The following is a 24,363-nucleotide window of genomic DNA, read 5'->3' as shown; positions in this document are numbered from 1 at the left end:
TCATTCTTCGAGCCGTGTGGTGATGTTCAGGCCGGCGGCGGCGGCTTCAAAGTCCCGCAGGGACAGCAAACCGAGGCACGGCCGGGCGCCACTGGGCAGAGGCTCGCCGGTCGCCAGTTTCTGCACCAGGGCCGAAGCGGCGAGGGTGGGCACATACGGCCCGTCACCCTCGGTCGCGATGAGTTCCCAGGTGCGTGCGACGGGGCGGTCCCGGTGGTCCACGCCGTGTACCCGCACGTGCATGGCACCCGCATCGCTGCCCCAGGTCTTGAACAGGTCAGCGGTGCGCAGGAGAAGGCGGGCGTGGGCCGCCCAGTCCCGCACCAGGCCCAGGCGCGTGGCCAGTGCCATCAGGTTCATGCCGCGATGCAGGAAAGGCAGTTCCAACCCGGCGCCAAACCGCACTGTGGGCGAACCGGCGCACCGCGCGGGAAGCAGGCTCAGGTCAGGCACCTCGCAGGGCGACAGCAGTCGGGACCCCACCGGCACGCCATACCGGTGGCGGTGCGAACGCCCCCAGCCGACCTCGCTGTGGCCGTCGGCATGTGCGATCGGCTTGCCGCAATAGCTCAGGATGCCCTGGACGGTTGATAGCCCGCGGTCGGTGCGGTTGCCCGGACTGATGCCGATGTCGATGGACCGCACGCGCGCCATGTCGCGGGTGAGGTGATCCACCGCAGCCCCCGAGAGCGCCGGGACCGAGCTGGCACCACTGATCACCCGCACGCCGGCGGACTTGGCGGCGGCATCCAGGGCGCCTATGCCGGTGACGAACCCGCGGCCGTCCGCCAGATCGATGTAGTGCACCCGCTGGCGGATGCAGGTCTGCGCCACGTGCAGGTTCTGGCCCTGGAAGGGGCCGGAGGTGTGCACGAGCACATCCGGCTTCCACTGCGCCAGGGCGATTTCCAGAGAGGGGGTGTGGACGTCCAGGATCGCCGAATGCAGTTGGGCCTGGGCGGTGGGGCGAAGGGTTTGAAGCAGGGCCTCTGCGGGCGCCGGGTGTCGGCCTGCCACCACGAGGCTCAGGTTCGGGTGCCGCGCAAGGCGCTCGACGAGGCGGCTGCCGAAGAAGCCGTATCCCCCCGTCACCAACACCCGGTAGTTGCGCATACCGGAGTCTAGTGCGGGCGCGGATTCAGTGGGCCGGGGGCGCCAGCACCAGGTGGCGTTGCACCCACCAGCCGATGGCGCGGGGCAGTTCGGACCAGTGCCAGGTGCTGGGCTGGCAGTGCAGGCTGTTCGCGCCCGGATCGTCGAAGCTCAGCACGTCCACCTCGGTGGGGACGAGGGCCAGTTCGCGGCTGAGCATGCAGCCGCTGGCGCGGTCGATGCGGGCGTCCACGATGACCAGGGCCGGGGGCAACTGCTGCGCGCGCTGCAAGGCCGCGACCGGGTCGACCGTCCAGAAGATCTGGGTGCTGCGCACCCAGTCGCCGACGAGACCTCGCACCGCGTCCAGGTATTCACCGCGCGGGCACACCACCAGCACCTGCAGGGGCTGGGTGTCGAGCGACGCGGGGCGGTGAACGGTCATTTCCGGCTCCAGGGGCAGCACGAGAAGCGGTGCCACCATGCTCAGACTGTGCCGCGCACCCGGGCCGATGCCTGTGGGGAAAACTGGACGGGGTGGAGCGGGGATCACCCGCGAGCGCGTTGCGCTGTGCGATTGTGCTCAGTCTTCCTCGGCGCTGATCAGACCTTCGCGGATCGCCAGCCGCACCAGCGCCGGCAGATCGCTCACGCCGAGCTTGGCCATGAGGCGGCTGCGGTAGGACTCGACCGTCTTGGGCGAGAGGTGCAGTTGTTCACCGATGGCCACGCTGGTCATGCCGCGCACCACGAGCAGGATGACCTGCTGTTCGCGCGCCGAGAGCGATTCGATGCTGCTGGGCGGGGCATCACCCATGAGGCCTTCGACCGCCAGCTCGGCCACGCCCGTGCCCAGGTATTTGCGGCCCTGGCTCACCGCTTCCACGGCGTCGATGACGTCGCGCGAAGGCGAGCCCTTGAGCACATAGCCGAAGGCGCCCAGGCGCATGGCCTCGGCGACATGACGGGGCTGCGCCGACATGGTCAGGAGGATGGTGCGCGTGCTGAGCTTGCGCCGCTGCAGCTGTTCGAGCAGCTCGAAGCCGGAACGGTGGGACAGGTGCAGGTCGAGCAGCAGCACGGTGGGCACCAGGCGGATGATGTCCGCGAGCGCGGGGGTGGGCTGGTCCGATTCGCCGATCACGTGGTGCCCGGCGCCTTCAAGCACCGCACGCAGGCCGTCTCTCATCATGGCATGGTCGTCCACCAGGTAAATATCGCTCATGGCAGTCCTCGGATGGCGCAATCAGGGTCTTGCGGATGACGGTTCACCGGGCGGGCCGGCCGGTTGGGTTCCCCAGGTGAGAGAGATTTCGGTGCCGCCTTGCGGTCGGCCCCGGGCTTCCATGCGCGCGCCGATGGCCAGCGCACGCTCGCGCATGCCGACGATGCCCAGGTGGCCGGGCCGACCGGCGGCCAACTTGGGGCTGAGCCCCTTGCCGTCGTCGAGCACCTGGAGGTGCAGCCACTCGGCTTCGCCGTCGATCTTCACCACGACTTCGCTGGCGTTGGCGTGCAGCACGGCGTTGGCCAGGGCCTCCCGGGCCACCATGAAGGCGACGTACTCCACGTCGGCGGGCCAGCGTGTGTCGCCGGCATGGGGCGCGATCTTCAGGCGCAGCGCCACCGGCTCCGCGTCGGGAATGCGGGTGTGCACCTCGTTTTCCAGCGCCGCCTGCAGGCCCAGTTCGTCCAGCAGCGGGGGGCGCAGCTCCACCAGCACCTGGCGCACCTCGGTGTTGGCCGCGTCGATCATGTCGCCCAGCTTCGTGGCACGGTCCCTGGCCTTGTCGGGCAGGTTGAGGGGGATCATGCCGGTGAGTGCGTCGAACGAGAGCCGGATCGCGCCCAGCGTCTGGCCCAGTTGGTCGTGCAGGATCTGGGCCAGCCTGCGCGTGGTCTGTTTTTCCTGGTGCAGCAGGCGGTGCGTGAGTTCAGAGAGTTCAAGCTGGTACTGGGCCACGGCGCGTTCCGCGCGCACGCGCTCGGTCACGTCGCGCAGGATGGCGGTGAGGACCTTGTGGCCGCGCACGGTGATCTGCGAGATCGATGCTTCGAGGTCCAGCTCCTGCCCATCAGCGCGCAGGCCGGTGACGCGTCCCACGCCCATGGGGCGCGTGGTGGATTGCGATTCGGCGAAGCGCTGCAGGTGACCCAGGTGCCCGGAGCGCTGGGTCAGCGGCAGGAGGGTGTCCAGCGGCTGCCCGATCATGCTGCTGGCAGGATGGCCGAAGATGCGCGCGGCGGCCGGGTTGAACAGGCTGATGCGGCCCCGCACGTCCACGCTGATGACGGCGTCGCTCGCGGAGTTGATCACCGCCGCCAGCACCTCGCCCTGCTCGCGCAGGTGCTGTTCGGATTGGCTGTAAGGCCGTGCCAGGTAGCGCGAGACCGCGAAGCCGGCCAGCCCCAGGAGCAGGGTGGCAATGCCGCCCCAGGTGAGCAGGCTGCGCTCGAGCTGGCGCACCGGGGCCAGCGCGGCGCTCAATGGCTGGTAGCCGACCACCTGCCAGGAGGTGCGCAGTTCCGAGTCCCGGGGCTGGATGGCACTGCGTGCCAGGATGTAGGGCTCGCCCTTGTCGTCCGGCACGGTGTGGGTTTTTTCCTCGGGGCTGGCCAGCAGGAAGTTCCATTCGCTGTCGCTCACCGTCGGCCGATCGCCGATCAGCACGTGGCCGCTGTCGTCCACCAGCGCCAGGTCCATGACCCGGCGGGCCTCCGATGGCCCGAGCACCTGGTCGCGCAACTGGTTGAAGAAGGCCGCATCGAGGTGCGCGGCGATCACGCCGCGCGAGAGCCCCTGGGCGTCGTAGACGGGCATGGCGATGTCGGCCAGTTGCTCGGGCACGCGCATGCCCCGGGCCGCCAGCGGTTCGCGCAGGGCCACCGGCGGGTGCAGGCTGCCGAACCAGAGTCCGTCCTTGCCGTTGATGAACACCCCGCGAGAGGCGATGGAGGTGCCTTCGAGCAGGCCGTCGCTGGCCACTTCCACCTGACCCTGCGCGTCGGTCACACCGATCCACACGTAGGCGTTGGTGCTGATCTTCAGGCGCTGCATCTGGTCGCGCCAGGTGGGGGGGCGGATGTCGGCGCGCGCCATCTCGCCCAGCAGCTGCAGTTCGACGGTGCGGCGGGCGAGCGAGCGCGAGATCTGGTCGGCGTACAGCTGCGCGGCCTGTTCGACCCGGCTGCCTGCGCGCCGCGCGAGCTCGTTGGCCACGATGATCTCGGCCAGGAAGAGGGAGAGAATGAGCAACATCAGGGCCACCACCGCAGGCAGCAGCGGCAGTACCCAGGTCAGGACTCGGTCGCGAGGCGCAGCGGTCGTCAAAGGCTCCCTCTTTGTTGTTCGGGGGTCGCGCTCCGGCAGCGTATCAGAGCTTGTCACGTCTTTCGTGTGAAAAATCACTCGATCCTGGCCTGTCTGCGGCCAACTTGACCGCTCTTGCAAGGAATCCCTCTTGCACATCCCCTTCTTGATTCCCCGTGTGCTTCGTGAGTGCACAGATTTGCATGCTAAGAGAGGCGGGGCGGGCCTTCACGGTGGTTTCAAACCGTTGCGCTACATTGCCTGACGTTGCCTCAAGCTCCCGTCCCATGCCCGAACCTGCCGCCGCCGAACCGCCTGCCACTGTCAGCTTTGCCGAGGCCTTGCGCTTCTGGCTCAAACTGGGGTTCATCAGCTTTGGCGGGCCGGCGGGGCAGATTGCGATCATGCACACCGAGCTGGTGGAGCGCCGGCGCTGGATCAGCGAGCGGCGTTTTCTGCACGCGCTGAACTACTGCATGCTGCTGCCGGGCCCCGAGGCCCAGCAGCTGGCCACCTACATCGGCTGGCTGATGCACCGCACCTGGGGCGGCATCGTGGCCGGTGCGCTGTTCGTGCTGCCCTCGCTGTTCATCCTGATTGGCCTGTCCTGGGTGTACCTGCGCTTTGGCGACGTGCCGGTGGTGGCGGGCATCTTCTATGGCATCAAGCCGGCGGTGACGGCCCTGGTGCTGCACGCGGCGCACCGCATCGGCACGCGGGCGCTGCGCAATCCCTGGATGTGGGGCATCGCCGCCGCGGCTTTCGTGGCCATTTTTGCGTTCGACACGCCGTTTCCCGCCATCGTGCTGGCCGCCGGCCTGATCGGCCATTTCGGTGCGCGGCGCTGGCCCGGCGTTTTTGCGTTGGGTGGGGGACACGGTGCCCAGGTGGCGGGCTTTGGCCCGGCGCTGATCGACGACGACACGCCCACGCCGGCGCACGCGCGCTTCTCGAAGCCCCACCTGGCCAAGGTGCTTGGCGCGGGGCTGGCGCTGTGGCTGCTCGGCATGGCCGCGCTGGTGGCCACGCAGGGTGTGCAGGGCACGCTGGCGCAGATGGGCTGGTTTTTCACCAAGGCGGCGCTGCTCACCTTCGGCGGCGCCTATGCGGTGCTGCCCTATGTGTACCAGGGGGCGGTGGAGACGCACCAGTGGCTGAGCGGCGCGCAGATGATCGACGGCCTGGCGCTGGGCGAAACCACGCCCGGCCCGCTGATCATGGTGGTGGCCTTCGTGGGCTTCGTCGGCGGCTGGACGAAGGCGGTGCTGGGACCGGACGCGCTGTTCCTGGGCGCGGCGCTGGCGGCGACGGTGGTGACCTTCTTCACCTTCCTGCCGTCGTTCGTGTTCATCCTGGCCGGCGGCCCGCTGGTGGAGGCCACGCACGGCAAGCTGGGTTTCACCGCGCCGCTGTCGGCCATCACGGCCGCCGTGGTGGGGGTGATCCTCAACCTCGCGCTGTTCTTCGCGTACCACGTGTGGTGGCCCAAGGGCTTTGGTGGCGCGTTCGATGCGGTGTCGGCGGTCATCACGCTGCTGGCGCTGGTGGCGCTGTTCCGGTTCAAGTGGGGCGTGATGCCGCTGCTGGGCGCGTGCGCGCTGGCCGGGCTGGCGCTGACCCTGCTGCGCTGATCAGGCCGTCGCCGCCGCCTTGAGGCCCAGTTGCTTGACCATGGCCTCGCGCAGCAGGAATTTCTGGATCTTGCCGGTGATGGTCATGGGGAAGGCGTCGACGAACTCGATGTAGGCCGGCACCTTGTAGTGCGCGATCTGGCCGCGCGCGAAGTCCTGCAGCTCCTGCACCGTGGCCTTCTCGCCGGTCTTGAGCACCACGCAGGCGCAGAGCACCTCGCCGAAGCGTGCGTCGGGCACGCCGACCACCTGCACGTCCTGGATCTTGGGGTGGCGGTAGTAGAACTCCTCGATCTCGCGCGGATACACGTTTTCGCCGCCCCGGATCACCATGTCCTTGAGCCGGCCGACGATGTTGACGTAGCCTTCGGCGTCCATGGTGGCGAGGTCGCCGGTGTGCATCCAGCCTTCGGGGTCGATGGCTTCTCGGGTTTTCTCCGCGTCGTTCCAGTAGCCCTGCATCACCGAGTAGCCGCGCGTGCACAGTTCGCCGACCACGCCGCGCGGCACCGCGCGGTTGTCGGCGTCGACGATCTGCACCTCCAGGTGCGGCTGCACCCGGCCCACGGTGGAGACGCGGCGGTCCACTGGGTCGTCCACCGCGCTCTGGGTAGAGACAGGGGAGGTTTCCGTCATGCCGTAGGCGATGGTCACTTCGCGCATGTTCATCTGCGACTGCACGCGCTTCATGACCTCGATGGGGCAGGGGGAGCCGGCCATGATGCCGGTGCGCAGGCTGCCGAGCTGGGTCTGGGCGAACAGCGGGTGGTCGAGCGCCGCGATGAACATGGTGGGCACGCCGTAGAGCGCGGTGCAGCGCTCGGCCTGAACCGTCTGCAGCACGGCGGCGGGGTCGAATGCCTCGGAGGGGTAGACCATGGCGCAGCCGTGGGTGACGCAGGCCAGGTTGCCCATGACCATGCCGAAGCAGTGGTACAGCGGCACGGGGATGCACAGGCGGTCTTCGGGCGTGAGGCGGATGGCCTCGCCGACGAAGAAGCCGTTGTTGAGGATGTTGCGGTGGGTCAGCGTGGCACCCTTGGGAAAGCCGGTGGTGCCCGAGGTGAACTGGATGTTGATCGGGTCGGTGGGGGCGAGCCGGGGGCCGATGGCGGCGAGCTGCGCGCGGTGGGCATCGGTGGCTTTCGCGGGCAGGTCGTCGAAGTTGAGCATGCCGGCGGTTTTCTCCTGGCCGAGCCGCACGGCCCAGCGCAGGCGGGGCAGGGCCTGGGCGTTCAGTTGTCCGGGGGCGCAGGCGTCCAGTTCCGGGGCGAGGCTGCGCAGGATCTCGATGTAGTTGCTGGTCTTGAGCGCGGGCGCGAGCACCAGGGCCTTGCAGCCGACCTTGTTGAGCGCGTAGGCGAGTTCGCTGGCGCGGTAGGCGGGGTTGATGTTGACCAGGATCAGGCCGGCGCGCGCGGTGGCGAACTGCATCAGCGTCCACTCGGCGCAGTTGGGTGCCCAGATACCGACGCGGTCGCCAGGTTGCAGGTCCAGCGCGAGCAGGCCGGCGGCCACGGCATCGCTGCGTTGCAGCAGCTCGTGCCAGGTCCAGCGCACGTTCTGGTGTGGGATGACCAGGGCTTCGCGCTCACCCCAGCGGCTCGCGGCGCGGGCCAGGGCCTCGCCGATGGTGGTCTCGTGCAGGGCCGGGCTTTGCGGGCCCTGGGCGTAGGAAGGGGTGGGGGTGGAAGCTGGGTTCATGTCGGTCTCGTCGGTGCGGGAAAGCGGGAGGCAGCGGTCATCATGAACGCCTGCTGAGCCGCACGCACGCCCGGGATTTCCCTGACGCCGGGTGTTCCATTCCAGTACGATGCGCGCTGCCCGATACACCCAACCGCCGGAGGCGCTGGCCCATGAAGGACACTTTGCAGATCGAGGACGTGGATGTGTTCGTGGAAGGCGACGGCCCACACACGGTGGTGATGCTGCACGGCTGGCCCGACACCCCGGCGCTGTGGGACAGCACCGTGGCCGCGCTGCGCGGCGGTTACCGCTGTGTGCGCTTCGCCTTGCCGGGCTACGACCTGTCGAAGCCGCCGCGCCCGATGTCGGTGGCGGCGGTGGCCGGTCTGATCCGCAAGATCATCGACGCGGTGAGCCCGCACCAGTCGGTCACCTTGCTGTTGCACGACTGGGGCTGCCTGTTCGGCTACGAGTTTGCCGCGCGCCACCCGGATCGCGTGGCGCGGGTGGTGGGTGTGGACATCGGCGACACCAGTTCCGGCGCCTACCTCAAGGGCCTGAGCGGCAAGGAAAAAGCCATGATCGCCGGCTACCAGCTCTGGCTGGCGGTGGCCTGGAAGATCGGGCCGTGGTGGCCAGGGCTGGCCAACCGCATGACGCGTTACATGGCGCGCACCATCGGCTGCCGCAACGAGCCCGCGGTGGTCGCCTGGCAGATGAACTACCCCTACGCCATGGGCTGGTTCGGCGAGCAAGGGGGGCTGCGCGGGATCGCACGGGTGGACAAGCTGCTGGGCGTGAGCCTGCCCGCGCTGTACATCTACGGTCGGCGCAAACCGTTCATGTTCCACTCGGCGCGCTGGCTGGAGCAGCTCACACGCTCGCCGGGCTGCGAGGTGCTCGCCCTGGACACCGGGCACTGGGTGATGCGCCAGAAACCGGCCGAATTCAACGCCTGCGTGCGCGCCTGGCTGGACCGATCGACGTCCCTGACATGAAGCCTGAAGACCTCGAACGCCTGGTCACCGTGGAGATGCCTTTCGGCAAGTACAAGGGCCGCCTGATCGCCGACCTGCCGGGCAACTACCTGCACTGGTTCGCGCGCGAGGGATTCCCGCCCGGTGAGATCGGCCGCCTGCTGGCGCTGATGCGGGAGATCGATCACAACGGGCTGAGCGATCTGCTCACGCCGCTGCGCAAGCGCTGAAATTCAACTCAAGCCCAGCGCGTGGTGCACGCGCATGGCGCCCCAGGCGTCGTTGGCGGCGTAGATGAGTTGCGCTTCCGTCAGGCGCGCATTGGCCCAGTTGGAGGTGGCGGCCTTCTTGGACTTGATGAAGCGCTGGTTGAACAGCACCGCAATGGCACCTTTGACACCCATGTCCTTGCGGTAGCCGCGCTCGCGGAACACCGTGTTGAGCTCCAGCACCCCGCCAGGCGCCACGCCCAGTTTGGCGATGATGCGCCGGGTGTCGTCGCCCAGGCCGAAGCCGGCCTTGGTATGGCCGCCGTCGGCCAGCAGCGCGGCCACCTGGGCGCGGCAGTCCGGCTCGTGCAGCTGGAAGACCCAGGCGTGCTGCATCGTGGCGAGCTGAACGATGTGCGGCCCGTCGGACACCTGGTCCTTGAAGAAGGTGGGCTTGGACTCTGTGTCGAAGCCCCAGGCGCGGTGGTCGCGCAGGGCCGCGCAGGCTTCGCGGGCCTGGGCTGCGGTGTTCACCAGTGTGATGCGGTCGAGCCGCAACTGCTCGAACGCGGGCAGCAGGGCGATCTCGTCCTTGCTGGGGGTGGGGTGGTGTTCTCGGGCGGTCATTGCGGGGCAGGATACCCCGGCGCGCATAATCGCGCCCTCCATGAGAAAAATCTTCCCCCTGACCCAAGAAGGCCGTCACCGCGATCGCGTGCTGGACGCCGTGAAGCACGAGATCCGCAAATACCTCAAGCGCGAGCGCCGCCGCGAGCTGCCCGAGGGCGTGGATTTCCTGGACTTCGACTGCCGCTTCGGCGCCACCAAGGAAACCGCCGAGGTGGTGCACCTCTCCGCCTTGATCGGCCAGCTGGACGCCTTGGCGCGCGAGGGTGGGGCGCAGGCCTATGTGGAAATCCTGGCCAAGCCAGGCGTGCGCCGCCCGCGCCCGCCGGGCGCCAGCACCGCCGGCGACCATCCGGCACAATCGTCCGATGCCCCAGACGACCCTGCCTCCGACGCCGAAAGACCCGCTGATTGAAGGGGTGAGCGACGCGCCCCCCGAGGGCGAGTTCCTCACATTTCCCGGTTCCCCGTTCGAGCTGTTCCTGCCTTATCCGCCGGCGGGTGACCAGCCTGAGGCCATCCGCCAGTTGGTGGAGGGGGTGAACGACGGCGAGGTGTTCCAGACCCTGCTGGGCGTGACCGGCTCGGGCAAGACCTTCACCATGGCCAACGTGATCGCGCGGCTGGGCCGCCCGGCGATCGTGTTCGCGCCCAACAAGACGCTGGCCGCGCAGCTCTACAGCGAGTTCCGCGAGTTCTTCCCCAAGAACGCGGTGGAGTACTTCGTCAGCTACTACGACTACTACCAGCCCGAGGCCTATGTGCCGCAGCGCGACCTGTTCATCGAAAAGGACAGCGCGATCAACGAGCACATCGAGCAGATGCGGCTCAGTTGCACCAAGAGCATCCTGGAGCGGCGCGACGTGGTGATCGTGGCCACCGTCTCGGCGATCTACGGCATCGGCAAGCCCGAGAGCTACCACCAGATGGTGATGACGCTGCGCACGGGCGACAAGATCGGCCAGCGCGACCTGATCGCCCAGCTGGTGCGCATGCAGTACGCGCGCAACGAACAGGACTTCTCGCGCGGCAAGTTCCGCGTGCGCGGCGACACCATCGACGTGTTTCCCGCCGAACACTCGGAAATGGCGATCCGCATCGAGCTGTTCGACGACGAGGTGGAGACGCTGCAGCTGTTCGACCCGCTCACCGGCAAGGTGCGCCAGAAGATCCCGCGCTTCACCGTCTACCCCAGCAGCCACTACGTGACGCCGCGCGAGCAGGTGCTGCACGCGGTGGAGGCGATCAAGCTGGAACTGGCCGACCGGCTCAAGCAGCTGGTGGGTGAGGGCAAGCTGGTGGAGGCCCAGCGGCTGGAGCAGCGCACCCGTTTCGACGTGGAGATGCTCAGCGAGGTCGGCCACTGCAAGGGCATCGAGAACTACTCGCGCCACCTGGCGGGCAGTGCCCCGGGCGAGCCCCCGTCCACCCTGACCGACTACCTGCCCAAGGACGCGGTGATGTTCCTGGACGAGAGCCACGTGCTCATGGGCCAGTTCGGCGGCATGTACAACGGCGACCGCGCGCGCAAGACCACGCTGGTGGAGTACGGTTTCCGCCTGCCCAGCGCGCTGGACAACCGCCCGCTCAAGCTGGAGGAGTTCGAGCAGCGCATGCGCCAGGTGGTGTTCGTCTCCGCCACGCCGGCCGACTACGAGAAAACCCACGCCGGTCAGGTGGTGGAGCAACTGGTGCGCCCCACCGGTCTGGTGGACCCGGAACTGGAGGTGCGCCCCGCCACCCACCAGGTGGACGACGTGCTGCAGGAGATCCGCATCCGCGTCGAGAAAAACGAGCGCGTGCTGATCACCACGCTGACCAAGCGCATGGCCGAGCAGCTCACCGACTACCTGACGGAAAACGGCGTCAAGGTTCGCTATCTGCACAGCGATGTCGATACCGTGGAGCGGGTGGAAATCATCCGCGACCTGCGCCTGGGCGCCTTCGACGTGCTGGTGGGCATCAACCTGCTGCGCGAGGGGCTGGACATTCCCGAGGTGTCGCTGGTGGCGATCCTGGACGCCGACAAGGAAGGCTTCCTGCGCTCGGAGCGAAGCCTGATCCAGACCATCGGCCGCGCCGCGCGCAACCTGGGTGGCAAGGCCATCCTGTACGCCGACCGCATCACCGACTCGATGAAGCGGGCGATGGACGAAACCCAGCGCCGGCGCGACAAGCAGATCGCCCACAATCTGGCCATGGGCATCGAGCCGCGCAGCATCAACAAGCGGATCAAGGACCTGATTGACGGCGTCTATAGCGAGAAGGCCGGTCGGGAGGCCGATCGCCTGGCTGCCGAGAGCGCCCAGCGCGCCAGCGTCGAGGACATGAGCGAGAAAGACGTGGCACGCGAGATCAAGCGGCTCGAAAAACTCATGCTCGAGCACGCTCGCAACCTGGAGTTCGAGAAGGCCGCCGGCGTGCGCGACCAGCTCGCGCATCTCAAGGCCCAGGTTTTTGGCGCTCCGGGTACGGACAGCATCGCTTGAGGCACCAACCGTTCCACTGGAGGAACGGGCAGGGTTTACCAGTAAAATGCTGAGCAAAACACTAGGCTTTTGAGGTATACTCGACGAAAACAGTCGGGAAAGCCTTCGATAACAACAGACCCCCACGGGGTCGGGGTGGGTGGAGAAGGGGTCCAGAGGGTTTTCGCCCGGTGGACCATGCCACGACAGTCAAGCCAACATGACAAGGAGCTTGAAATGCGCCTCACGACCAAAGGCCGCTTTGCGGTCACCGCCATGATCGATCTGGCTCTGCGCCAGAACAATGGACCCGTCACGCTCGCGGCGATCAGCCAGCGGCAACAGATTTCGCTGTCCTACCTGGAACAGCTGTTCGGCAAACTGCGCCGCCACGAACTGGTGGAATCCACCCGTGGCCCCGGCGGCGGTTACACGCTGGGCCGCAAGGCGGCCGACATCACCGTGGCCGACATCATCGTCTCCGTGGACGAGCCCATCGACGCCACCCAGTGCGGCGGCAAGGAAAACTGCCTGGGCGAAGGCCACCGCTGCATGACGCACGAGCTGTGGGCCCAGCTCAACGCCAAGATGGTCGATTTCCTCGACTCGGTGTCCCTGCAGTCGCTGGTGGACGAGCAGCTCGCCAAAGGCGTGGTGGTGGAGAACGCGCCCATGATCAAGCGGGCGATTTCCAGCGCCCCGGTGGTCAAGCCGATCCGCGTGAACGCGCCCAACTCGGTTTTCGCCCTGGGAGGCGCTGCGCTCTCGAAATGAACCCGGCCTGAGCGGGGCGCACGACCCCGACGCCACCTCCCTTTTCACCGATCAGCCCACGAACCGTCCTTCCATGAGCACTCCGCACTTTCCCATCTACATGGACTACAGCGCCACCAACCCCTGCGATCCGCGGGTGGTGGACGCCATGATTCCCTGGTTGCGCGAGCACTTCGGCAACCCGGCCTCGCGCAGCCACGCCTGGGGATGGGAGGCCGAGAAGGCCGTGGAGACCGCCCGTGAGCAGGTCGCGGCCCTGATCAACGCCGACCCGCGCGAGATCGTCTGGACCAGCGGCGCGACCGAGTCCAACAACCTGGCGCTCAAGGGCGCGGCGCAGTTCTACAAGACCAAGGGCAAGCACCTCATCACGGTGAAGACCGAGCACAAGGCCGTGCTCGACACCATGCGCGAGCTGGAGCGACAGGGCTTCGAGGTGACCTATCTGGACGTGCAGGCCGACGGCCTGGTCGATCTGGAGGCCTTCAAGGCCGCGATCCGCCCGGACACCATCCTGGCCTCGGTCATGTTCGTGAACAACGAGATCGGTGTGATCCAGGACATCGCGGCCCTGGGCGCGATCTGCCGCGAGAAGGGCGTGATCTTCCACGTGGACGCGGCGCAGGCCACCGGCCGGGTCGACATCGACCTGCAGGCGCTGCCCGTCGATCTGATGAGCCTGACCTCGCACAAGACCTACGGCCCCAAGGGCATCGGTGCCCTGTACGTGCGCCGCAAGCCGCGCATCCGCATCGAGGCGCAGATGCACGGCGGTGGCCACGAGCGCGGCATGCGCTCGGGCACGCTGCCCACGCACCAGATCGTGGGCATGGGCGAGGCCTACCGCATCGCCAAGGCCGAGATGCACGAAGAGAACCAGCGCATCAAGGCCCTGCACGACCGCATGGTCGCCGGCCTGAAGGACGTGGAAGAGGTGTTCATCAACGGCCATGAAACGCGCCGCGTGCCGCACAACCTCAACATGAGTTTCAACTACGTCGAGGGCGAGTCGCTCATCATGGGCATCAAGGGTCTGGCGGTGTCGTCGGGCTCGGCCTGCACCTCGGCCAGCCTGGAGCCCAGCTACGTGCTGCGCGCCCTGGGCCGCAGCGACGAACTGGCGCACAGCAGCCTGCGCATGACCATCGGCCGCTGGACGACCGAGGAAGAGATCGACTACGCGATCGCGACCATCAAGGAAAACGTCGCCAAGCTGCGCGAGTTGTCCCCGCTGTGGGAAATGTTCAAAGACGGTATCGACCTGTCCACGATCCAGTGGTCAGCGCATTGAAGGAGAAACACCATGGCTTACTCAGAAAAAGTGGTTGACCACTATGAAAATCCCCGCAACGTCGGTTCCTTTGAAAAGGGCGACGACTCGGTGGGCACCGGCATGGTGGGCGCACCGGCCTGCGGCGACGTGATGAAGCTGCAGATCAAGGTCAACCCCGCCACGGGCGTGATCGAGGACGCGCGCTTCAAGACCTACGGCTGCGGCTCGGCGATTGCCTCGTCGTCGCTGGTGACCGAATGGGTCAAGGGCAAGACGCTGGACCAGGCCGCTGCGCTCAAGAACAGCCAGATCGCCGAAGAGCTGGCCCTGCCGCCGGTGAAGATCCACTGCTCGATCCTGGCCGAAGACGCCATCAAGGCGGCGGTGGACGACTACCGCAAGAAGCACGTGAACTGAGGAGCGGCGCGTTCCCATGGCCATCTCGATTTCTGAATCTGCTGCCCGCCACGTCAACCGCTACATCGCCAAGCGCGGCAAGGGCGTGGGCGTGCGCCTGGGCGTGAAGACGACGGGCTGCTCCGGCATGGCCTACAAGCTGGAGTACGCCGACGAGATCGCGCCGGAAGACGTGGTGTTCGAGGACAACGGCGTGAAGGTGCTGGTCGACCCCAAGAGCCTGGCCTACATCGACGGCACGCAGCTCGATTTCGTGCGCGAAGGCCTCAATGAGGGCTTCCGTTTCAACAACCCGAACGAGCGCGACCGTTGCGGCTGCGGCGAAAGCTTCCGCATCTGATGCTGCGTTCTCCCGTCAAGCCGCCCGTGCTGTCCAGTGCTGGCGGCTTTTTCACGCGATGAACCTGAACCTGCAATCGAACGACTTCGAGATCTTCGGCCTGAGCCCGCGTTACGCGGTGGACCGCGCCGCGCTCGACGCGCGCTGGAAAGACCTGCAGCGCGAGGCCCATCCCGACCGTTTCGCCACCGCCGACGCCCAGACGCAGCGCCAGGCCATGCAATGGTCGGTGCGCATCAACGAGGCCTACCAGCGCCTGAAGGACCCGCTCAAGCGCGCGGCCTACCTGTGCGAGCTGCACGGCGCGCCGATCCAGGCCGAGAACAACACCGCCATGCCCGCCGCTTTCCTGATGCAGCAGATGCAATGGCGCGAAGACCTGGAGGAGGCCGAAGGCCTGGACGACCTGGAGCGCATGGCCGACGAAGTGGCTGCCACGCGCCGCACGCTTCTGCAGGAGCTGCAGACCACGGCGGACGAGTTGCAGGACTGGCCGGCGCTGGCCAAGCAGGTCAGAGCCCTTATGTTCGTTGAGCGCTTTGCCGGCGATGTGGAGAACCGCCTCGATCTGCTGGGACAATAGACGGTTCCCCTTTCATGAATGACCGTTGACCCATGGCGCTTCTGCAGATCTCCGAACCCGGCCAGTCCCTCGACCCGCACCAGCGGCGCGTGGCGGTGGGCATCGACCTGGGCACCACGCATTCGCTGGTGGCCGCGGTGCGCCACGGCGTCTCCGAATGCCTGCCGGCGGCCGACGGCCGCGTGATCCTGCCCAGCGTGGTGCGGTACCTCGACCCCGCGCAGGGCGGCTCGGGCCGGCAGATCGGCTTCGAGGCGCTGGCCGCGCAGGTGCAGGATCCGGCGAACACCGTGAGTTCGGTCAAGCGCCTCATGGGCCGCCGCCGCGCGCAGGTGGCCGACGTGGACAAGCTGTCCTACACCGTGGTGGAACAGGATGGCATGGCCGTGGTGGAGACCGTGGCCGGCCGCAAGACACCGATGGAAGTCAGCGCCGAGATCCTGGCCACGCTGCGCTTCCGGGCCGAGGACAGCTTTGACGACGACCTGTATGGCGCGGTGATCACCGTGCCGGCGTACTTCGACGACGCGCAGCGCCAGGCCACCAAGGACGCGGCCCAGCTCGCCGGCATCAACGTGCTGCGCCTGATCAACGAGCCCACGGCCGCGGCCATCGCCTACGGCCTGGACAACGGTTCCGAAGGCGTCTACGCCATCTACGATCTGGGCGGCGGCACCTTCGACATCTCCATCCTGCGCCTGACCAAGGGCGTGTTCGAGGTGATGGCCACCGGCGGCGATTCGGCCCTGGGCGGCGACGACTACGACCAGGCGCTGGCCGTCTGGGTGCTGGCGCAGCAAGGCGTGAGCGCCGGGCTCAATGCCTCGGAGCGGGCCGCCGTGCACGCCGAGGCGCGCCGTGTGAAAGAGGCCCTGTCGTCGGCCGAGAGCGAGACCTTCCGCGCCCACGTGGCCGGCAAGGCCGTCGAACAAGCGGTGACGCCGGCCGATTTCGAGGCCTGCACCGCCGCACTCACCGCCCGCACCATGACGGCGGTGCGCAAGGTGTTGCGCGACGCCGGAGCGGCCAAGGACGAGGTGCAGGGCGTGGTGATGGTCGGTGGTTCGACCCGCATGCCGGTGATCCGCCGCACAGTGGGCGAGTTCTTCGGTTCCGAGCCGCTGACCAACCTCAACCCGGACGAGGTGGTGGCGCTGGGCGCCGCCATCCAGGCCAACGCGCTCGCCGGCAACAGCCGCGACGGTGACCTGCTGCTGCTCGATGTGATCCCGCTGTCGCTGGGCATCGAGACCATGGGCGGCCTGGTCGAGCGCATCGTGCCGCGCAACAGCGCCATCCCCACCGCGCTGGCGCAGGATTTCACCACCTACCAGGACGGCCAGACCGCCTTGGCGCTGCACGTGGTGCAGGGCGAGCGCGATCTGGTGGCCGATTGCCGCAGCCTCGCGCGCTTCGAGCTGCGCGGCATCCCGCCCATGGTGGCCGGTGCCGCGCGCATCCGCGTGACCTTCACCGTGGACGCCGACGGCCTGCTGTCGGTGAGCGCGAAAGAGCAGGGCAGCGGCGTGGAGGCCCGCGTGGACGTGAAGCCCGCCTACGGCCTGAGCGACGAGCAGATCGCCGCCATGCTGCAGGACAGCTTTGCCACCGCGCAGCAGGACATCCAGGCGCGCGCGCTGGTCGAGGCCCGCGTGGACGCCGACCGCATGATCGCCGCCACGCGCACCGCGCTGGCGGCCGACGCCGACCTGCTGCAGCCCGCCGAACGCCAGCAGATCGACGACCTCATGGCGGCGTTGGCGCAGACCGCGCAAGGCGAGGATGCCAAGGCGATCGAGAACACCACCAGCGAGCTGGCCAAGGTCACCGAGCCGTTCGCCGCGCTGCGCATGAACCGCGGCATCCAGCAGGCCTTGTCCGGCAAGAAACTCGAAGAAGTCTGACCACCACTCCCATGCCCACGATCAAGATCCTGCCCCATCCCGAATACTGTCCCCAGGGCGCCAGCATCACGGCGCCCGCGGGCACCTCGATCTGCGAAGCCCTGCTGGACAACAAGATCAACATCGAGCACGCCTGCGACATGAGCGCGGCCTGCACCACCTGCCACGTGATCGTGCGCGACGGCTTCAACAGCCTGAACGAACTGGACGAGACCGAGGAAGACCTGCTCGACCGCGCCTGGGGCCTGGAGCCCAACTCGCGCCTGTCCTGCCAGGCCATCGTGGCGCAGAACGACCTGACGGTGGAGATTCCCAAGTACTCGATCAACCACGCGAAAGAGAACCACTGATGCGCCAGATCGTCCTCGACACGGAAACCACGGGCCTGTCGGCCGAGAACGGCGACCGCATCATCGAGATCGGTTGCGTCGAGCTGCTCAACCGCAAGCTCACCGGCAACAACCTGCACTTCTACCTGAACCCTGAGCGGGACAGCCACGAGGACGCGCTCAAGGTGCACGGCATCAGCAACGAGTTCCTGCGCGACAAGCCCAAGTTCGCGGCCATTTCGGACCAGTTGCTGGACTACCTGCGCGATGCGGAGGTGATCATCCACAACGCGCCGTTCGACATCAGCTTCCTCAACAAGGAGATGGAGCGCCTGGGCCATCCACCCATCACCACCATCCTGGGCCAGGTGACCGACAGCCTGGTGATGGCCAAGGAGATGTTCCCGGGCAAGCGCAACGGCCTCGATGCCCTGTGCGACCGGCTGGGCGTGGACAACTCGGGCCGCACGCTGCACGGCGCCTTGCTCGATGCCGAACTGCTGGCCGACGTCTACATCAACATGACGCGCGGCCAGGATGCGCTGATCATGGACATCGGCGACGCGCCGGGTGAGGACGGGCAGACCGAAGCCCTGGACCTGAGCCGCTTCGAGTTGCCGGTGCTGCTGGCCAATGAGCAGGAAGCCCAGGCGCACGAAGGCGTGCTGGCCGAGCTCGACAAGGCGAGCAAAGGCAAAACCTTGTGGCGAACTTTGCAGGCTGTCTGAATTTGCAAAAAAACCGGCTATAATTTGAGGCTTCCGAGAGATCGGCACAGATCAATCGGGCGGTTAGCTCAGTGGTAGAGCACTGCCTTCACACGGCAGGGGTCGCAGGTTCGAACCCTGCACCGCCCACCAGACCCAGAAAGCCTGCAAGTTCTTGAACTTGCAGGCTTTTCTGCTTCTATTCCCGGCTTTCCCTGCCGGGGAGCGGCGTAGATTCACAGGGATGTACAAGCCGCTTCCCATGGACGCCATCGCCCTGCAGCAGCCGGTTCCCGTGAACGTGTGGGACCCGAAGGGTGTGCTGTTGCTGCGCAAGGGGGAAGCGATCACGTCCGAGCAACACCGCGGGCTGCTGATGTTGCACTCGCCCGTGGTGCTGGAAGCCGACTGGCGCGCCTGGTCGTACAGCTACACCACCGAACTCGACCGCATGGTGCGCGACAACGCGCCGCTCAACCGCATCGCGAACGTGAGCCACGCGGTGGAGGTGCCCAACGTCGAGGCGCGCGAAGAAGCCGGGCCGGTGGAGCGCTGGGCCGACATGCACGCCTCGCTCAACAGCCTGTTGCACCAGGGCGTGGCGGCGACCCAGTTTCGCGACAAGCTCGAACGGCTGGCCGAGCGCGCGCTGCGCCAGTGGCGCGCGGCGCCGGACGACAGCCTGCTGGTGCTTGTGCAATTGCTGTTCGATGCCCGCATGGCTTACAGCGCGACGCACGCCCTGCTGTCGGCAGGCCTGTGCGCGCTGGTGTCGCCGTCCACCGGCCTGTCGCCTGTCGAACAGGGCACGCTGTTCCGCGCCGCGCTGACCATGAACATCGGCATGACGCGCACGCACGACGCGATGGCCCGCCAGACGGGCGCCTTGACCGACGCCCAGCGCCAGACGGTGCGCGAACACCCCTTGCGCAGCGCCGCGGTGTTGCGCGAGCTGGCCGTGTCCGATGCCCTGTGGTTGCGGCTGGTGGAAGAACAGCACGAGCGGCCCGACGGCAGCGGTTACCCGGCGGGCAAGCCCGTGGACGATCTTGCTCAGAGGCTGCTGCAGATGGCCGACGTGTATGTGGCCTGCATCAGCCCGCGCCAGGGTCGCGGCGGCCTGCTTTCGCAGCAGGTGGCGCGCGAGCTGTACCTGGGCCCCGATCAGCAGCCCGATGCGCTGGGTGCCCTGTTCGTCAAGCACATCGGCTTCTATCCGCCGGGCAGCTATGTGCGCCTGGCCAGTGGCGAGGTGGCCGTGGTCACGCGCCGCGGCGCCAAGGCGAACGCGCCGCAGGTGTTCGCCATCGTCGGCCGGCAGGGCATGCCGCTGGGCGAGCCGACCTGGCGCGACACGCAGGACCCGGCCCATGAGATCCGGGCCAGCCTCCCGCCGGGCGATGTGCGGGTGGTGGTGAACGTGCCGCGCCTGCTGAGCAGGCGCTAGCGGGGCAGGTACATCGTGGCCTCTACCTCGACGAGCACTTCGTCGCCGGGCAGGAAGCGCGAGACCTCGACCACCGTGCTCACCGGCGGTTCCCCCGGGTAGAACAGGCCGCGCACGCGGTTGTAGGGCGCGTAGTGGGACAGCTCGCGGAAGTACTGCACCAGCTTGACCACGTCGGACATCTTGCCGCCGTGTTCCTCGGCGAGCTGGCGGATGCGGTCCAGCACGAACCAGCTTTGCGCCACGATGGGGGCCTCGAACACATCGACCGACATCTGGCCGGTGACGAAGCCCAGCTTGCGCAGCGAGGCCAGCGCCTTGGTCGGAATGTCCTCGTAGCGGCTCACCGTGCGCTGTTCGGTCGGGTCGACGGCCACGACGCCGCTCATGAACACGAAATCACCGACGCGTCGGGTGGCGGCGTAATGGGCCATGGGTTTGCCTGTGCTCATGCGGGTCTCCGGTGGCGGTTGGGTGGGTTCAGTCGGGCAGGCCCCAGGCGCGCATCTTCCCGGGGTTGAGAAGGCCGGCCGGGTCGAAGCGCTTCTTCATGTCGATGACGTTCTGCGGCAGATCGCCGCCGACCTTGCCTTCCTCGATGATGAAGGTGTGCGGGTTGTTCACGCGGATGCCGTTGTCGCGGAAGATCTGGATGATCTCGTTGAGGCGCTCTTCGGTCGTGAAGCGCACCAGCGGCAGCGAGGTGCAGGTGGTGAAGCCGTCCATGCTGCGCAGGAACTCGACGTGCATCAGCACCTCGTCGCCGAACAGTTCGCGGATGCGGCGCACCTGGTCAAGGTGCTTGCCGGGCGTGAACGTGGTCTGCAGGTAGGTCAGGCCCTTGTCCACCTTGAGGGCGTTGAGCGTGGTGTGGTTCCAGCAGTACTCGGCCAGCGTGTGGTGCTGGGCCCGCACCTCGTCGGCGGTGCGGCGGTAGGTGACCTGGCCGCCGTGGGCGGTGATGACCTGCAGGGCCGCGGGTTCCGAGAACTCGGCCACCAGCAGCAACGCGGCGTGGCAGCCCTTGGGCAGGTACTCGGCCAGCGGCGCCATGTAGCCGGGAATGGGGTCGGCCAGCAGGGCGATGTTCTTCTTCACGATGCCGGGGGCGTGCGCGAGCACGTTGCCGAAGTCCAGCGCGCGGTCGGCGTCGTCGAAGGTGACGATCATTTCCATCCAGTCGTGGGCAGGCGCGAGCGCCATCTCCACTTCCAGCACCAGGCCGTTGGTGCCCCAGAGGTGGTGCATCAGCAAAGCCTCGGGGCCGCGCAGCTCCACCACCTGCGGCTCGGCTTCGATGCTCATGGCGCGGATGCCGAGGATGTTGCCGGCCGCACCGATCGGGCCGTAGTTGATCGAGCCCACGCCGCCGAAGCCGCCGCTGAACAGGCCGCCCAGCGAGGCGCTGCGGAAGGTCGAAGGGATGCAGCGCAGTTCCCAGCCCGTGGGGCGGGCGGCGTTGTCGAACTCGGCCAGGCGGATGCCGGCCTGCGCGCGGCCCACGCCGGGGCGCGACCACAGGAAGGCGTTGTAGCCGCTCATGTCGAGGATCACGCCGCCGTGCAGCGGGGTGGACTGGCCGTAGTTGCCGGTGCCGCTGCCGCGCACCGTGAGCGGGATGCGGTGGCGTGCGCAGGCCGAGGCGACCTGGCGGATCTCGTCCTCGGTGCGGGGCTTGACGACGATGTCGCCGCGCTTGCCCAGCAACTGGCGCTTGAGCACCGGGCTGAACCAGGAGAAGTCTTGCGAGAGGCGGCCGATCTTGAGGGGGTCGGTGATCCAGTCCAGGCCGGGCAGTTCCTGCTGGAGTTGTTCGATGGCGGTCATGGTGTGTCTTTCAGTGCGTTCAGTCCTGGGCGATTTCGCTGGCGTGCCAGGAGCCGAGCGACACCTTGGTCAGCCAGGCCATGAGCACGAACAGGAAGACGCCAGCGAGCGAGATCAGCAGCAGGGCGGCGAACATGCGCGGGATGTCGAGCTGGTAGCCCGCCATCAGGATCTGGTAGGCCAGGCCGGTGTTGGTGCCGCCGGTGCCGGCCACGAACTCGGCCACCACGGCACCGATCAGCGCCAGGCCCGAAGAGATGCGCAGGCCGCCAAAGAAGTAGGGCAGCGCGCTGGGGATGCGCAGGCGCCACAGCATCTGGCCGCGCGTGGCGCGGTTCATCTTGAAGTAGCTCTGCAGGTCGGGGTCGATGCTGCGCAAGCCCAACGTGGTGTTGGAGATGATGGGGAACAGGGCCACCAGTGCCGCGCACACCACCAGCGAGGCGGTGGGCTGCTTGACCCAGATGATGATCAGCGGGGCGATGGCCACGATGGGCGTGACCTGCAGCAGCACCGCATACGGGAACAGCGCGGTCTCGATCAGCCGGCTCTGCACGAACAGGAAGGAGATCAGCACGCCGACGACCACGGCCACCGCGAAGGACAGCACGGTGATCTTCATCGTGATCAGCAGCGAGTTGAAGAGCGTGGACCAGTCCTTGATCAGCGTCTCCATCATCAGGCCCGGCGACGGGACCAGGTAGGGCGGCAACTCCAGGCCGACCACCAGGCCGTGCCAGAGCGCGACCAGGGCGATGGCGACCAGGGCCGGGTACAGCACGCGCTGCACGCGGGGCTGCTTCAGGAAGGGGGTGTTGGGCGTCGGGTTCATGCGTGTGCGCTCTCGGTCGTGTCGCGGCTGGCGCGCAGCAGGCTGTCCTGCAGTTGCTTGGCGTAGTGGCTGAATTCGGTGGAGACCATGAAGTCCGGCGTGCGCGGGTACGGTTGGTCGATCTGGAATTCCTCGACGATGCGGCCCGGGCGCGCGGCCATCATCACGACGCGGCTGGAGAGGAACACCGCCTCGTGGATCGAATGGGTGACGAAGACGACGCTGAGGTTCTTCTTCTGCCAGAGTTCGAGCAGGTCGGCATCGAGCTTGTGGCGGGTGATTTCATCGAGCGCGCCGAAGGGCTCGTCCATGAGCAGCAGCGTGGGTTCGACCACCAGGCCGCGCGCGATCGACACGCGCATCTGCATGCCACCGGAGAGGGCGCGCGGCAGGGCCTTGGCGAATTTGGACAGGCCCACGAGCGCGAGCGCATCGGCCACGCGGGCATCGGCCTCGGCGCGCGGCACGCCGGCCAGGTCCAGCGGCAGGCGCACGTTGGTCTGCACGCTGGCCCAGGGCATCAGCGTGGGCGACTGGAACACGAAGGCCAGGCGGTGGCCCGACTGCTCCAGCTGGTTGACGCCCTGACCCCAGAGCTTGAGGCTGCCGCTCGTGGGTTCGAGCAGGCCGGCGATCATTTTGAGCAGCGTGCTCTTGCCGCAACCCGAGGGGCCGAGCAGGGTGACGAATTCGCCTTCGCGCACCGTCAGGTCCACCGGCTGCAGGGCCACGGTGCCGTTGGGGTAGGTTTTCTGGACGCCCTGGATGTCGATGGCCGGGGCGGCGGACGATTGGTCAGTCTTCATGGGGTACTTGTGGGGTGAAGGCGGGGCGGGGCCGGCGGCGAAGCCCGCACCGGTGCGCGTGGGGTGCGCCGCGGCCGGCGCACCGCGGTCGTCAGGGCAGGACCTTGGCGTCGCGGGAGATGTCGAAGCGGTAGGCCTGGTCGATGTTGACCTTGGCCGGGTCGATCATCTCGTTCTCGACCAGGAAGGCGTGCGTCTTCAGCAGGCGTTCGCGCGTGATGATGCCGATGCCCTGCTTGGCGGCGTCGCCGCTGGTGATGATGCCCATCTCCTTGAGCTTGGTGATGCCGTAGTTGAGCTGGTCATCGGTCATGTTGGGGTTGTCCTTCTTGATCAGCGCGTTGGCGGGCGCAGGATCGGCCAGGTAGCTCTTGTAGCCTTCGGCGGTGGCTTTCACGAAGGCGGCCACGGTCTTCTCGCGCTCCTTGACGGTCTTGTCCATGCAGGAGACCAGGTTGGCGTAGGGAGGGTAGCCCTGGTCGGCCAGCAGGAAGGTGTTGGCCTTCACGCCGGCTTTCTGGATGGCGAACGGCTCGGACGAGAGGAAGCCCATCTGCACGATGTTCTTGTCGGCCACGAAGGGCTGGATGTTGTAGGTGTAGGGGCGTGCCTGCGCGTCGGTGTAGCCGTACTTGCCCTTGAGCCAGGACCACATGCCGCGCATCGCGGTGGGCGCGATCAGGATGGTCTTGCCCTTCATGTCCTCGAACGACTTCACGTCTTCGTGGGCGATCAGCACCTGCGGGTCCTTCTGGAAGATGGCGGCCACGTTGACGATGGGCAGGCCGTTGCCGCGCGCCACCATCATCTGCGTGTCGGTCGCGCCCATGATGCAGTCGGCCTGGCCGGCGGCCATGATCTGGATGATGTTGATCTGCGGGCCGCCCATCTTGATGGTCACGTCCAGGCCGTATTTCTTGTAGATGCCCGTGGCGATGGCTTGGTAGTAGCCGCCGTGCTCGGCCTGCGCGTACCAGTTGGTCATGAAGGTGAACTTTTCCTGGGCCTGGGCGGCGCCCAGGCTCAGAACGCCCAGGGCGGTGACGCCGAGGGCTCGGCACAGGCGGGTCAGGGATGCGGAGGAGGACATGGCAGGCCTTTCTGTCGAAGGGTGGGGATGGGAC

At 67.4% G+C, this 24,363-nt stretch carries 25 protein-coding genes and 1 tRNA gene; 15 read left to right on the top strand and 11 right to left on the bottom strand.

The genetic code is table 11. The features are described from left to right. From AC07ZS_RS24200 to AC07ZS_RS24185, 4 genes are all read right to left on the bottom strand, one after another. Positions 1-1,113, bottom strand: coding sequence for a saccharopine dehydrogenase family protein (locus AC07ZS_RS24200; RefSeq protein ID WP_494801077.1), 1,113 nt, complete (start codon positions 1,111-1,113; stop codon positions 1-3). A gap of 25 nt (positions 1,114-1,138) precedes the next feature. After that, positions 1,139-1,537 carry a hypothetical protein gene (locus AC07ZS_RS24195; RefSeq protein ID WP_494801076.1) on the bottom strand — a complete coding sequence of 133 codons (399 nt, stop codon included), beginning with the start codon at positions 1,535-1,537 and terminating at the stop codon, positions 1,139-1,141. 138 nt (positions 1,538-1,675) lie between these two features. After that, positions 1,676-2,317, bottom strand: a complete 642-nt coding sequence (locus tag AC07ZS_RS24190; protein ID WP_494801075.1) for a response regulator — start codon at positions 2,315-2,317, stop codon at positions 1,676-1,678. Positions 2,318-2,338: 21 nt separating this feature from the next. Then, positions 2,339-4,351, bottom strand: a complete 2,013-nt coding sequence (locus AC07ZS_RS24185; protein WP_494801074.1) for a PAS domain S-box protein — start codon at positions 4,349-4,351, stop codon at positions 2,339-2,341. Positions 4,352-4,689: 338 nt separating this feature from the next. Between AC07ZS_RS24185 and chrA the strand changes: the two genes are divergently transcribed. Then, positions 4,690-6,033 (top strand): chromate efflux transporter, encoded by a 1,344-nt coding sequence (gene chrA, locus AC07ZS_RS24180; protein ID WP_494801073.1) that lies wholly within the window; start codon positions 4,690-4,692, stop codon positions 6,031-6,033. On the opposite strand, the gene AC07ZS_RS24175 is transcribed toward chrA, so the two are convergent. Then, positions 6,034-7,737, bottom strand: coding sequence for an AMP-binding protein (locus AC07ZS_RS24175; protein WP_494801072.1), 1,704 nt, complete (start codon positions 7,735-7,737; stop codon positions 6,034-6,036). A gap of 152 nt (positions 7,738-7,889) precedes the next feature. On the opposite strand from AC07ZS_RS24175, the gene AC07ZS_RS24170 reads away from it, so the two are divergent. Together AC07ZS_RS24170 and AC07ZS_RS24165 are read left to right on the top strand one after the other, a co-directional pair. Continuing rightward, positions 7,890-8,717, top strand: a complete 828-nt coding sequence (locus tag AC07ZS_RS24170) for an alpha/beta fold hydrolase (RefSeq protein WP_494801071.1) — start codon at positions 7,890-7,892, stop codon at positions 8,715-8,717. Then, positions 8,714-8,926: a DUF3820 family protein gene (locus tag AC07ZS_RS24165; protein WP_494801070.1), complete on the top strand. Its 213-nt coding sequence runs from the start codon at positions 8,714-8,716 to the stop codon at positions 8,924-8,926. Before AC07ZS_RS24170 ends, AC07ZS_RS24165 begins: the two co-directional genes overlap by 4 nt. A gap of 3 nt (positions 8,927-8,929) precedes the next feature. On the opposite strand, the gene AC07ZS_RS24160 is transcribed toward AC07ZS_RS24165, so the two are convergent. Beyond that, on the bottom strand, positions 8,930-9,532 hold the full coding sequence (locus tag AC07ZS_RS24160; protein WP_494801069.1) for a 3'-5' exonuclease: 603 nt from the start codon (positions 9,530-9,532) through the stop codon (positions 8,930-8,932). 40 nt (positions 9,533-9,572) lie between these two features. On the opposite strand from AC07ZS_RS24160, the gene AC07ZS_RS24155 reads away from it, so the two are divergent. From AC07ZS_RS24155 to AC07ZS_RS24100, 12 genes are all read left to right on the top strand, one after another. Further along, positions 9,573-9,947, top strand: a complete 375-nt coding sequence (locus AC07ZS_RS24155; protein WP_494801068.1) for a DUF6172 family protein — start codon at positions 9,573-9,575, stop codon at positions 9,945-9,947. Continuing rightward, complete coding sequence (gene uvrB / locus AC07ZS_RS24150; RefSeq protein WP_494801067.1) at positions 9,901-12,021, top strand: excinuclease ABC subunit UvrB; 2,121 nt, start codon at positions 9,901-9,903, stop codon at positions 12,019-12,021. Before AC07ZS_RS24155 ends, uvrB begins: the two co-directional genes overlap by 47 nt. A 216-nt stretch (positions 12,022-12,237) precedes the next feature. Next, positions 12,238-12,774, top strand: a complete 537-nt coding sequence (gene iscR, locus AC07ZS_RS24145) for a Fe-S cluster assembly transcriptional regulator IscR (RefSeq protein WP_494801066.1) — start codon at positions 12,238-12,240, stop codon at positions 12,772-12,774. Positions 12,775-12,847: 73 nt separating this feature from the next. Beyond that, positions 12,848-14,065, top strand: a complete 1,218-nt coding sequence (locus tag AC07ZS_RS24140) for an IscS subfamily cysteine desulfurase (protein ID WP_494801065.1) — start codon at positions 12,848-12,850, stop codon at positions 14,063-14,065. 12 nt (positions 14,066-14,077) lie between these two features. Then, the gene (iscU, locus tag AC07ZS_RS24135; protein WP_297650949.1) at positions 14,078-14,464 is read left to right on the top strand and encodes a Fe-S cluster assembly scaffold IscU; all 387 of its coding nucleotides are present in this window, start codon (positions 14,078-14,080) and stop codon (positions 14,462-14,464) included. 16 nt (positions 14,465-14,480) lie between these two features. Next, entirely contained in the window at positions 14,481-14,804 is a 324-nt protein-coding gene (gene iscA / locus AC07ZS_RS24130) for an iron-sulfur cluster assembly protein IscA (RefSeq protein ID WP_494801064.1), read from the top strand. A 64-nt stretch (positions 14,805-14,868) separates the two neighbouring features. Next, positions 14,869-15,387: a Fe-S protein assembly co-chaperone HscB gene (hscB, locus tag AC07ZS_RS24125; protein ID WP_494801087.1), complete on the top strand. Its 519-nt coding sequence runs from the start codon at positions 14,869-14,871 to the stop codon at positions 15,385-15,387. Positions 15,388-15,419: 32 nt separating this feature from the next. Further along, on the top strand, positions 15,420-17,291 hold the full coding sequence (gene hscA, locus AC07ZS_RS24120) for a Fe-S protein assembly chaperone HscA (protein WP_494801063.1): 1,872 nt from the start codon (positions 15,420-15,422) through the stop codon (positions 17,289-17,291). Between the two features lie 11 nt (positions 17,292-17,302). Continuing rightward, entirely contained in the window at positions 17,303-17,641 is a 339-nt protein-coding gene (gene fdx, locus AC07ZS_RS24115) for an ISC system 2Fe-2S type ferredoxin (protein WP_494801062.1), read from the top strand. Further along, entirely contained in the window at positions 17,641-18,348 is a 708-nt protein-coding gene (dnaQ, locus tag AC07ZS_RS24110) for a DNA polymerase III subunit epsilon (RefSeq protein ID WP_494801061.1), read from the top strand. Before fdx ends, dnaQ begins: the two co-directional genes overlap by 1 nt. A gap of 57 nt (positions 18,349-18,405) precedes the next feature. Continuing rightward, positions 18,406-18,480, top strand: a tRNA-Val gene (locus AC07ZS_RS24105). Positions 18,481-18,589: 109 nt separating this feature from the next. Next, complete coding sequence (locus AC07ZS_RS24100) at positions 18,590-19,774, top strand: HD-GYP domain-containing protein (protein ID WP_494801060.1); 1,185 nt, start codon at positions 18,590-18,592, stop codon at positions 19,772-19,774. Here the strand turns inward: AC07ZS_RS24100 and AC07ZS_RS24095 are convergent. From AC07ZS_RS24095 to AC07ZS_RS24075, 5 genes are all read right to left on the bottom strand, one after another. Next, entirely contained in the window at positions 19,771-20,226 is a 456-nt protein-coding gene (locus tag AC07ZS_RS24095; protein WP_494801059.1) for a RidA family protein, read from the bottom strand. The genes AC07ZS_RS24100 and AC07ZS_RS24095 overlap by 4 nt on opposite strands. Positions 20,227-20,254: 28 nt before the next feature. Next, positions 20,255-21,601, bottom strand: coding sequence for an FAD-binding oxidoreductase (locus AC07ZS_RS24090; protein WP_494801058.1), 1,347 nt, complete (start codon positions 21,599-21,601; stop codon positions 20,255-20,257). Positions 21,602-21,620: 19 nt separating this feature from the next. Then, complete coding sequence (locus tag AC07ZS_RS24085) at positions 21,621-22,433, bottom strand: ABC transporter permease (RefSeq protein ID WP_494801057.1); 813 nt, start codon at positions 22,431-22,433, stop codon at positions 21,621-21,623. After that, positions 22,430-23,239, bottom strand: a complete 810-nt coding sequence (locus AC07ZS_RS24080; protein ID WP_494801056.1) for an ABC transporter ATP-binding protein — start codon at positions 23,237-23,239, stop codon at positions 22,430-22,432. Before AC07ZS_RS24080 ends, AC07ZS_RS24085 begins: the two co-directional genes overlap by 4 nt. 91 nt (positions 23,240-23,330) lie before the next feature. Next, positions 23,331-24,329 (bottom strand): ABC transporter substrate-binding protein, encoded by a 999-nt coding sequence (locus AC07ZS_RS24075; RefSeq protein WP_494801055.1) that lies wholly within the window; start codon positions 24,327-24,329, stop codon positions 23,331-23,333. Between the last annotated feature and the right edge of the window lie 34 nt (positions 24,330-24,363).

It is taken from the genome of Hydrogenophaga sp. GW456-12-10-14-TSB4 (assembly GCF_059424305.1).
The sequence above is the reverse complement of the archived record's forward strand: the minus strand, read 5'-3'. Positions and strand labels throughout refer to the sequence as shown.